This is a genomic window from Trichococcus sp., from assembly GCF_049684335.1.
Taxonomy (GTDB): domain Bacteria; phylum Bacillota; class Bacilli; order Lactobacillales; family Aerococcaceae; genus Trichococcus.
In genome coordinates this window covers 1-10,843 of sequence record NZ_JBAVFV010000001.1, presented here as the reverse complement: position 1 = coordinate 10,843, position 10,843 = coordinate 1, and the positions used below count along the sequence as shown (strand labels likewise).

6 protein-coding genes and 1 other annotated feature are annotated in these 10,843 nt (G+C 45.8%); of the genes, 1 reads left to right on the top strand and 5 read right to left on the bottom strand.

Annotated elements, in window-relative coordinates:
• Positions 1–442 precede the first annotated feature (442 nt).
• A complete protein-coding gene (locus tag WBM30_RS00030) occupies positions 443–1,180 on the top strand; it encodes a prepilin peptidase (protein WP_424898800.1) in 738 nt (245 codons plus the stop codon).
• 241 nt (positions 1,181–1,421) lie between these two features.
• Here the strand turns inward: WBM30_RS00030 and rpoC are convergent, their stop codons facing one another.
• The 5 genes from rpoC to rplJ form a co-directional block, all read right to left on the bottom strand.
• Positions 1,422–5,066: a DNA-directed RNA polymerase subunit beta' gene (gene rpoC, locus WBM30_RS00025; RefSeq protein WP_424898799.1), complete on the bottom strand. Its 3,645-nt coding sequence runs from the start codon at positions 5,064–5,066 to the stop codon at positions 1,422–1,424.
• A 119-nt stretch (positions 5,067–5,185) separates the two neighbouring features.
• Complete coding sequence (gene rpoB / locus WBM30_RS00020) at positions 5,186–8,713, bottom strand: DNA-directed RNA polymerase subunit beta (RefSeq protein WP_424898798.1); 3,528 nt, start codon at positions 8,711–8,713, stop codon at positions 5,186–5,188.
• Between the two features lie 314 nt (positions 8,714–9,027).
• Positions 9,028–9,636: a class I SAM-dependent methyltransferase gene (locus WBM30_RS00015; RefSeq protein WP_424898797.1), complete on the bottom strand. Its 609-nt coding sequence runs from the start codon at positions 9,634–9,636 to the stop codon at positions 9,028–9,030.
• Positions 9,637–9,771: 135 nt separating this feature from the next.
• Positions 9,772–10,137 carry a 50S ribosomal protein L7/L12 gene (gene rplL, locus WBM30_RS00010; protein WP_086986651.1) on the bottom strand — a complete coding sequence of 122 codons (366 nt, stop codon included), beginning with the start codon at positions 10,135–10,137 and terminating at the stop codon, positions 9,772–9,774.
• A gap of 82 nt (positions 10,138–10,219) precedes the next feature.
• The gene (gene rplJ, locus WBM30_RS00005) at positions 10,220–10,720 is read right to left on the bottom strand and encodes a 50S ribosomal protein L10 (protein ID WP_086628829.1); all 501 of its coding nucleotides are present in this window, start codon (positions 10,718–10,720) and stop codon (positions 10,220–10,222) included.
• Positions 10,721–10,757: 37 nt separating this feature from the next.
• Positions 10,758–10,843: a sequence feature (ribosomal protein L10 leader region), on the bottom strand. This feature is flagged as partial in the annotation.

Below are 10,843 nucleotides of genomic sequence, written 5' to 3'. Positions count from 1 at the left end.
TGCGATACTACGTATCGTCTTCGTTTGCTTCGACCGAAGTCTAAGCTCCTTGCACATTTGGTTCGTTCATTCTTTATTCAGTTTTCAAAGGTCAATCGTTTATCACGTGTTACGTGATTGCTTATTTATAATACCACTTGGCTAGCTCGTTGTCAACGTATTTTCGAAATATTTTTTTGACGATATTTCAAACGTTTTCGAACTGCAGTAGCAACTCTTATATATTATCAAATCCAGAATCATCTGTCAACAACTATTTTCCATCGGGACAAAAGATTAATTTGACAACTTAAACAGTCTACCATCTGACAGACGCTCTGTCAACAATAAAAGGAATATTTTTAAAAATGGGTTGCCAAATTTTTCCGAACCCGCAGACCAAAAGATTCCACAGAATAGTTGCGGATATTATAGTCAGTTTGTTCGTCAAGGAGGAATTGTTTTGAACATCGTTGTTTATGTATCCATCTTTTATTTCGGAGCCATTTTCGGTTCCTTCTTCACTGTCCTGGGAACGCGTATCCCCATCAAAGAAAACTTCACCACCACACGCTCACAATGCGTCGCTTGCCAGCACACTCTGCAGACCAAAGATCTTTTTCCGATCTTTTCTTATGTATGCCACCGCGGGAAATGTGCGTACTGCGCAACAAAAATAGATGCGCTGTACTTGACTTCGGAAATCATCTCGGGCTTATTGGCATGTCTTCTCTATTATTTCTACGCAACAGACATGCTGCAGTTGTTCGCTCTCGCCTTTGTGTTCTCCCTGTTGCTGGTCATAGCGATTGCCGATTATCTCTATCTGTTGATTCCCGACCGCTTCCAGCTCTTATTGTTTTTCGGTGTCGTGTTTCGCCAAGTTGTACTTCCGGTTGCGGATTGGCCGGCAGCCGTCATCAGTTTCTTTGTGATTTTTTCCTTGTTGTTTTTCACAAGTCTCGCTCTTCCTGACGGGATCGGGGGCGGCGATATCAAACTGCTTTCGATCTTGAGCTTCACTTTCGGGTTGGAGCCCACCTTGTTCATCATCCTGTTGGCCAGCTTCTCCGCAGGTTCCTATTTTCTGCACACCCACATGGCGAAAGGCAGCTCCTTGCAGCGCAGACTGCCTTTCGGGCCCTTCCTCGCCGCTTCTGCTGTTGTGGTGCACTTCGCACAGATGATGCTGATCCGTTAATGCCTCTTTGATTCCATTTTAGGAATGCATTTATGCACAGAAATAACCCGTCAAAACCATTTTGACGGGGAAAATCAGTTCAAATCATAGTCATAAAAACCGCCGAAACTACCTTGGCGGGGAAAAACGTCCGCGGATAACATGAGATTCCCCGCCAAACCCAAACCCCAGAACACCATGCCTCCAACCAACAAAAAAACGTCCTGGAAAAGCAATTTGCTTTTCCAGGACGTTCATCATTTTATCCTCTGTAATCAGATAGGTTAGAACCTGTTTCAGCTGTATCAGTGATGCTATAGACGCTCTCACTTTCGGCTTCGACGGCTTTCGGCTCCATCTTACGGTAGCGGGCCATACCTGTACCAGCAGGAATGATCTTACCGATGATAACATTCTCTTTAAGACCCAATAAGGAATCTTTCTTGCCGCGGATCGCAGCATCCGTCAGGACACGAGTCGTTTCTTGGAAGGAAGCAGCAGACAAGAAGCTGTTTGTTTCCAAGGACGCTTTTGTGATCCCCAACAGGACTGGACGGGCTGTTGCTGGAACTTCCCCAGCGTTGATGACAGAACGGTTACGGTCTTCGAAATCTGAGATATCCATCAGTGTACCTGGCAGGATATCTGTTGAACCCGGATCCATAACGCGGACTTTACGCAACATTTGACGGACCATAACTTCGATATGCTTGTCGCCGATTTCTACCCCTTGCATACGGTATACTTTCTGAACTTCGCGCAGCAAGTAAGTCTCAACAGACAGTACATCGCGGACGCGCAGCAAGCTCTTAGGTTCGATGGATCCTTCAGTCAATGGATCACCACGGTGAACGATGTCGCCTTCAGCCACTTTCGTACGTGCAGTGTAAGGGATGGTATACGTTCTTGTATCCGTGATACCTTTGACTGTTACTTCTTTGGAACGATCGGACGCACTTTCATCGATGGAGACAACTTCCCCGGTAACTTCTGTGATGATAGCTTGCCCTTTCGGATTACGCGCTTCAAAGATTTCTTGGATACGCGGCAAACCTTGTGTGATATCGTCTCCGGCAACCCCACCCGTATGGAATGTACGCATGGTCAATTGAGTACCTGGTTCACCGATGGATTGGGCAGCGATTGTACCGACTGCTTCACCGACCTCAACATTTGAACCAGTAGCCAAGTTGCGGCCGTAGCAACGTTTGCAGACGCCGTGTCTAGTGTGGCACGTGAACACGGAACGGATCGTCACTTCTTCGATACCGGCATCAATGATTTCTTTCGCCATATCTTCTGTGATCAATTGGTTATGTACAGCAAGAACTTTGCCGTTTTCAGGATGGACAACTGTTTTTTGAGTATAACGGCCAATCAGACGCTCTTCCAAGTCTTCAATGACTTCATTGCCTTCTCGGATGGAACGGACTATCAGACCACGATCGGTTCCGCAATCATCTTCACGGATGATGACATCTTGCGCCACGTCAACCAAACGACGTGTCAGGTAACCTGAATCGGCTGTCTTCAAGGCTGTATCGGTCATCCCTTTACGAGCTCCATGGGTAGAGATAAACATTTCCAAAACGCTTAGTCCTTCACGGAAGTTCGAAGTGATCGGCAATTCCATGATCTTACCGTTTGGAGCGGCCATCAAACCACGCATACCCGCCAACTGGGTAAAGTTGGAGATGTTACCACGGGCTCCGGAATCACTCATCATGAAGATCGGGTTTTCTTGTCCCAATGTCTTCATCAGTTCGACTTGGATTTCGTCCTTAGCCATGTTCCAGGTCATGATGACGCTGGTGTATCTTTCATCATCAGTGATCAGACCACGACGGAATTGTTTCATGATGTTATCGACTTTTTTGTGGGCTCTTTCCAGGATTTCCGCTTTGGATTCCAATACCAAGATATCGGCGATCCCTACAGTGATACCTGCACGAGTCGAGATTTTGTAACCCAGGTCCTTCATTTTGTCCAGCATCTTCGAAGTTTCCGTTACTTGGAACTTCTTGAATACGGCAGCAATGATGTTCCCAAGGTATTTCTTCTTGAACGGTCCGACAATTTCTTGTTTTTTGATGAACGCCGGAATATCTTCGCCTGGTTCGGCAAAATATTTATCCGGAGTCGCAACATCCAAGTTGAATTGGGTAGGCTCATTCAGGTACGGGAATTCGTCAGGCATGATTTCGTTGAAGAAGATTTTACCGACTGTCGTCACCAACAGACGGCCTCTTTGCCATTCTGTCCATGGTTTCTTAGGCAATGAATTCGTGCTGATCGCTACTCTTGTATGCAGATGGACAAAGCCACCTTCATAAGCCAGGCCAGCTTCTTCGGCATTGGAGAAGATCATTCCTTCGCCGACTTTATTTATTTCTTCCAGAGTCAGGTAATAGTTACCCAAGACCATATCCTGGGATGGTGTTACAACTGGTTTACCATCTTTTGGATTCAAGATGTTCTGTGCAGCCAGCATCAATAGACGCGCTTCTGCTTGCGCTTCTTCACCTAGCGGTACGTGGACGGCCATTTGGTCACCATCGAAATCGGCATTGTAGGCTTCACATACCAACGGGTGAAGACGGATTGCTTTACCTTCGACAAGTACCGGTTCAAAAGCTTGGATACCCAAACGGTGAAGCGTCGGTGCGCGGTTCAGCAATACGGGATGTTCTCTGATGACATCTTCCAATACATCCCATACATCATCGTCCATACGGTCGATTTTGCGTTTTGCATTTTTGATGTTGCTTGCGATATCACGGGCAACCAATTCTTTCATCAAGAAAGGTTTGAACAACTCGATCGCCATTTCTTTCGGCAATCCGCATTGGTACATTTTCAGGAAAGGTCCAACTACGATTACAGAACGTCCGGAGTAATCGACACGTTTACCCAGTAAGTTTTGACGGAAACGTCCTTGTTTCCCTTTCAACATGTGCGAAAGTGATTTCAATGGACGGTTACCTGGTCCTGTTACAGGACGGCCACGACGACCGTTATCGATCAAAGCATCGACAGCTTCCTGCAGCATACGTTTTTCATTCTGAACGATGATGTTCGGTGCGTTCAAGTCCAACAAGCGTTTCAAACGGTTGTTACGGTTGATGACACGACGGTAAAGGTCGTTCAAGTCACTTGTTGCGAAACGGCCGCCTTCCAATTGAACCATCGGACGCAAATCTGGAGGGATAACCGGGATTACATCCATGATCATCCAGCTAGGTTTGTTTCCTGAAGAACGGAAAGCATCCAAGATGTCCAAGCGACGGATGGCACGCGTACGTTTTTGTCCGGTCGCGGATTTCAAGTCTTCTTTTAATTGTTCACATTCAGTATCGACATCGACGCGATCAAGCAATTGCTTGATGGCTTCCGCACCCATGGCCGCATGGAAACTGTTTCCGAATTGCGCCCGTTTGTCACGGTATTCTCTTTCCGTCAGCAACTGTTTCGATTCCAAGACAGTGTCACCTGGTTCGATGACAACGTATGAAGCGAAGTAAATGATTTCTTCCAATGCGCGCGGGCTCATATCCAATACAAGTCCCATACGGCTAGGAATCCCTTTGAAGTACCATACATGGGTTACAGGAGCAGCCAATTCAATATGGCCCATTCTTTCACGACGGACCTTAGCACGGGTTACTTCAACGCCACAGCGATCGCAAACGATCCCTTTGTAACGGATACCATTGTATTTACCACATGAACATTTCCAGTCCTTTTGCGGTCCAAAAATCCGCTCACAGAACAAACCCTCTTTTTCAGGTTTCAGTGTTCTGTAGTTGATTGTTTCTGGTTTTTTAACTTCCCCGTAAGACCAGCTACGGATCTTATCAGGAGAAGCCAAAGAGATTTGCATACTTTCAAATTTATTAACGTCTATCAAGGGGCCAACCTCCCTTTATTCTTTGAGCTGCCCAAAATGCTCTATCTGCGTTTCTCGTGAGGCAATGCGCTTTGATCAAACATGCACCCGAACGCCTCAGCAGCGTCCGGGAACACGAATTAGTCTCTCTTCATTGCTTCAGATTGTTTATTTAATCTTTCCATATTCACAACATCGTCTTCTTCGTCCATGTCGCGTAATTCGATTTCTTCTTCTGCTTCATCAAGCACTTTCATATCCAATCCGAGTGCTTGCAATTCTTTCACCAATACGCGGAATGATTCAGGTACACCTGGACGAGGAATTGTTTCGCCTTTGACGATCGCTTCGTATGTTTTCACACGACCGACAACATCATCTGATTTGTATGTCAAGATTTCTTGCAATGTATAGGCAGCACCATAAGCTTCCAGTGCCCAAACTTCCATCTCTCCGAAACGTTGTCCACCGAACTGAGCTTTACCACCCAACGGCTGTTGTGTAACTAAAGAGTATGGTCCAGTTGAACGAGCATGCAATTTATCATCGACCATGTGGGACAGTTTCAGATAGTACATGACGCCGACTGATACACGGTTATCGAATGGTTGACCTGTACGGCCATCATAAAGGATCGTTTTGGCATCGTTCGCCATACCGGCTTCAGCCACCGTACCCCAAACGTCATCTTCATCCGCTCCATCGAATACTGGAGATGCGACGTAGATGCCTAACGAACGGGCAGCCATACCTAAGTGAAGTTCCAATACTTGTCCGATGTTCATACGCGATGGTACCCCTAGAGGGTTCAACATGATGTCAACAGGAGTGCCGTCTGGCATGTATGGCATATCTTCTTCAGGCATGATACGGGATACAACCCCTTTGTTACCATGACGTCCGGCCATTTTATCCCCTTCGTTGATCTTACGTTTTTGAACGATATAGACACGCACCAACAGATTCACACCAGGTGACAATTCATCCCCTGCTTCACGGGTAAAGATCTTCACATCGTGGACGATACCGCCGCCGCCGTGAGGAACACGTAGCGATGTATCACGCACTTCGCGCGCTTTTTCACCGAAGATGGCATGCAACAGACGCTCTTCCGCAGACAGTTCCGTCATCCCTTTAGGAGTGACTTTACCTACTAGGATATCTCCGTCTTTGACTTCCGCACCGATGCGGATGATGCCGCGCTCGTCAAGATCTTTCAAAGCATCTTCGCCGACGTTAGGCAATTCGCGGGTGATTTCTTCAGGTCCAAGCTTCGTATCACGTGCTTCTGATTCATATTCTTCGATATGGATAGAAGTGTACACATCATCACGTACAAGACGTTCGTTCATGATAACAGCATCTTCGTAGTTGTAACCTTCCCAAGTCATGAAGGCAACCAAAACGTTCTGTCCAAGAGCCATTTCGCCCTTTTCCATAGACGGGCCATCCGCTAATGTCTCTCCGACATCGACACGGTCTCCCAAAGCTACGATCGGACGTTGGTTATAGCAAGTTCCTGAGTTGGAACGTTGGAACTTGATGATTTCGTATTTATCCAAAGCACCATTGTCACGACGGACACGGATCTCTTTGGCATCCACATATTCAACCACACCATCATTCTGGCACAACAGGGCTGCACCTGAGTCATGAGCGGCTTTGTATTCCATCCCGGTACCGACAAACGGTGCTTGCGGGTTGATCAACGGAACAGCTTGACGTTGCATGTTGGCACCCATCAAGGCACGGTTGGAGTCATCGTTTTCCAGGAACGGAATGCAGGCTGTCGCGACAGCAACTACTTGTTTCGGAGAAACGTCCATGTAATCGACGCGCTCGATCGGAACTTCCAAGTTGTCATGGATATAACGGGCCATGACGATATTGTTGGCGAAGCTTCCGTCTTCCAATAGGACCGAGTTAGCTTGCGCAACGGTGAAGTTATCTTCTTCGTCAGCGGTCAAGTAGTCGATGATATTAGTAACTTTGTGCGTGTTCCAGTCGACACGACGGTATGGCGTTTCAATGAAACCATATTTGTTGATTTTTGCATAACTGGACAAGCTGTTGATCAGCCCGATATTCGGGCCCTCAGGCGTTTCGATCGGACACATACGGCCATAGTGGGAATAGTGAACGTCTCGGACTTCATATCCGGCACGGTCTCTCGTCAAACCACCGGGTCCTAAGGCTGAAAGACGACGTTTGTGCGTCAATTCGCCCAATGGATTCGTTTGGTCCATGAACTGGGACAATTGGGAAGAACCAAAGAATTCTTTGATTGCAGCCACTACCGGGCGGATGTTGATCAATTGTTGCGGCGTTACGGTAGAAACATCCTGGATGGACATTCTTTCGCGCACGACACGCTCCATCCGTGACAAACCGATACGGAATTGGTTCTGCAACAACTCTCCGACTGAACGGATACGTCTGTTACCCAAGTGGTCGATGTCATCCGTTGTTCCCAATCCTTCATTAAGGTTGAAGAAGTAGTTCATGGAAGCAAAGATGTCGGCAGTCGTCAGATGTTTGATATCGTCAGCAATTTCGGAATTCCCGATGATGTTGATGACTTTCTCAGGGTCTTTCTTAGAGTAGACTTTCACTACTTGCATGACGACCGGATCGGTCACAACGCCATCGTCAGAAGGATACAACGTCACTTGGTTCAAACCATTATCCAAATAAGGCGTTAAGCGTTCCATCATGCCGCGGTCCAATTCAGTCCCTTTTTCTGCGATGATTTCACCTGTTTCAGGATCGACCAAAGTTTCAGCCAATATCTGGTTGTACAAGCGTGTTTTGACATTCAATTTTTTATTTACTTTGTAGCGTCCAACAGGAGCCATATCATATCTTCTTGGATCGAAGAAACGGGCATTCAGCAAGTTACGTGAGCTGTCGGCCGTTTTCGGTTCGCCTGGACGAAGTCTCTCGTAGACGTCTTTCAACGCTTCTTCTGTTCTGGAGTCCGATGCGTTTTTATGCACGTCTTTTTCCATAGTCAAACGTAAGCTCTCGTGGTCGCCGAAGATTTCTAGAATCTGATCATCCGAACCGAATCCCAATGCGCGGACCAATACGGTCAACGGGATTTTTCTGGTGCGGTCGATACGGACGTAAGAGATGTCTTTCGCATCTGTTTCATATTCCAACCATGCGCCACGGTTAGGAATCAATGTGTTTCCAAAGCTTTCTTTTCCGTTTTTGTCCATCTTGTTATGGAAATACACGCCTGGAGAACGAACCAATTGGGAGACGATAACACGTTCCGCCCCGTTGATGATGAAGGTACCCATGTCTGTCATTAATGGGAAATCACCAAAGAAAACTTCTTGGTCTTTGATTTCGCCTGTTTCTTTGTTGATCAAGCGTAGTTTTACATAAATTGGTGCCGAGTAGTTGGCATCATGTGCACGTGCTTCTGAAACAGTGTATTTTGGATCATGGAATTCATAATCGACAAATTCCAATGCTAAATTCCCTGTGTGATCTTCGATCGGCGTGATGTCCTTGAACATCTCTTTGATCCCAGTTTCCAGGAACCATTCATAAGAATCCGATTGAATCTCAATCAGGTTAGGAAGCTCTAACACTTCACTGATACGCGAATAACTTCTGCGGGTACGTTGTTTCCCGAATTTTTCATTATGCCCTAACAACTTCTTCACCCCTACTTAAATTTAGACCTTTAGCGACAACACACTCTTATGTTGCATTTTCGCAACAAGTGTTACGTTTTTGTTACATATACATTCCGCAACGTTTTTTTGGCAAAAAAAAACCAAAAGAAGGTTGCAATTTCTGAGAAAATTACTCTTTCTTTTGTTTTCTGCCTCGAAAAGCGCGTCTGGACAATATTTCAGTCGCGTTTTCTGAATTATCTTATGCGTCTATATTACCTTACTATTCTACACACATGGTTTTCATTTGTCAACAGCCTTCTGCCCGTATCCGGAGCAATCCGGGACGCGCATCAGGCCTTGACCGATTGGATGATCCAATATCCTTTGTCGCGTGCGATGACTTCGACATTCCCGAAGACATCCAGCATTTTCTGTTCAGCACTCGGCGCGCCTTGCTTCTTTTGGATGACCACGGTCATCATGCCACCCGGCAAAAGATGCGTGTGTGCTTCCGACAGGATGCGATGGACGACCTGTTTCCCGGCGCGGATCGGCGGATTGCTGACGATTGCAGCGAATTGCCTTCCTTCAGGTACTTGATCGTAGGTATTCGATTCGTAGACTTTCACATTGCGGATGTTGTTGGCTTCCGCATTTCTGCGTGCCAAAGACATAGCCCGCTCGTTTACGTCTACCATCTCCACCAGTCTGGCAGGATAAGCATGCGCGAGCGCAAGCCCCATCGGACCGTAACCGCAGCCGACATCCAGGATATCCCCGGCCACTTCCTCATTCAAGCGGAAGCTTTCAATCAATAAGTGCGAACCGAAGTCGACCGTTCTTTTGGAGAAGACGCCGCTGTCCGAGATGAAACGGAACTCACGACCCCTCAATAGGAACGTCCAGGAAGTTTCCTTGCTTTCGGTTTCAGGGTTCTTTGTGTAGTAATGATTTGACATATTTCCAACTCCTTCTGACGGAAGTCCGATACTGCAAGGAAAATATAAGAAAAGCCAGGATAATTGCTTATCCTGGCTAGTCTATTTAAACAATCAAGAATTGTGTTTCTGTAAAAATAATCTTTTGAAAAAAGATTATTTAATTGTTACAGAAGCGCCAACTTCTTCTAATTGAGCTTTCAATGCTTCAGCATCTTCTTTAGATACAGCTTCTTTGATAACGCCAGGAGCGCCGTCAACTAGAGCTTTAGCTTCTTTCAAGCCTAGGCCTGTAGCTTCACGTACAACTTTGATTACTTTGATTTTTGAATCGCCAGTTGAAGTTAATTCAACGTTGAATTCAGTTTGCTCTTCTTCAGCTGCTGCTACTGCACCTGCTGCTGCTACTGGAGCTGCAGCTGTTACGCCGAATTCTTCTTCGATAGCTTTTACTAAGTCGTTTAATTCTAAAACTGTTGCTACTTTGATGTCAGCAATGATTGCTTCGATGTTTAATGACATTTTGTGTTCCTCCGTTTTTGGTTTAAGTTTTTTTGTGCCTCCGAAAGGAAGCTTGTATTTCATTTTTCAACAGAACTGCAAATTATGCAGCTTCGCCGTCTTTCTCGGATACAGCTTTAATAGCCAACGCAAAGTTGCGGACTGGAGCTTGTAATACTGAAAGTAACATAGAAAGCATACCTTCGCGGTTTGGTAGTTTTGCCAAAGCTTCGATTTCTTCTTTAGAAGAAACGTTACCTTCAACGATACCACCTTTGATTTCTAGTTTATCAGCAGTTTTTGCGAATTCAGCCATAATTTTGGCTGGAGCAACAACATCTTCAGAACTGAATGCAACAGCAGTAGGTCCTTTGAAAATGCTTTCCATTCCTTCCAAACCTGCAGCGACAGCAGCACGTACCATTAGAGAGTTTTTGATAACTTTCATTTCTACGCCAGCTTCACGCAATTGTTTTCTTAATTCAGTCACCTGTTCAACAGTAAGACCTAAATAATCAACAACGACTACAGATGCGGATTCTTGGATTTTTGTTGTCAGTTCTTCAACCAACAGTTGTTTTTTTGCAATAGCAGCTTCACTCATCTTATATTTCACCCCCTGGATTTTATGATAGAATTTCTTGTAAAAACAAAAAACTCTATGTCACCTAGACATAGAGGATCCATAAATATCTCATTGGATTCTTCCTCGGCAGGTATATTAAGG

Bases quoted from the DNA above. Each gene is read 5' to 3' on its own strand.
- rplJ (WP_086628829.1), bottom strand. From the start codon at position 10,720: ATGAGTGAAGCTGCTATTGCAAAAAAACAACTGTTGGTTGAAGAACTG.
- WBM30_RS00015 (WP_424898797.1), bottom strand. From the start codon at position 9,636: ATGTCAAATCATTACTACACAAAGAACCCTGAAACCGAAAGCAAGGAA.
- rplL (WP_086986651.1), bottom strand. From the start codon at position 10,137: ATGTCATTAAACATCGAAGCAATCATTGCTGACATCAAAGTAGCAACA.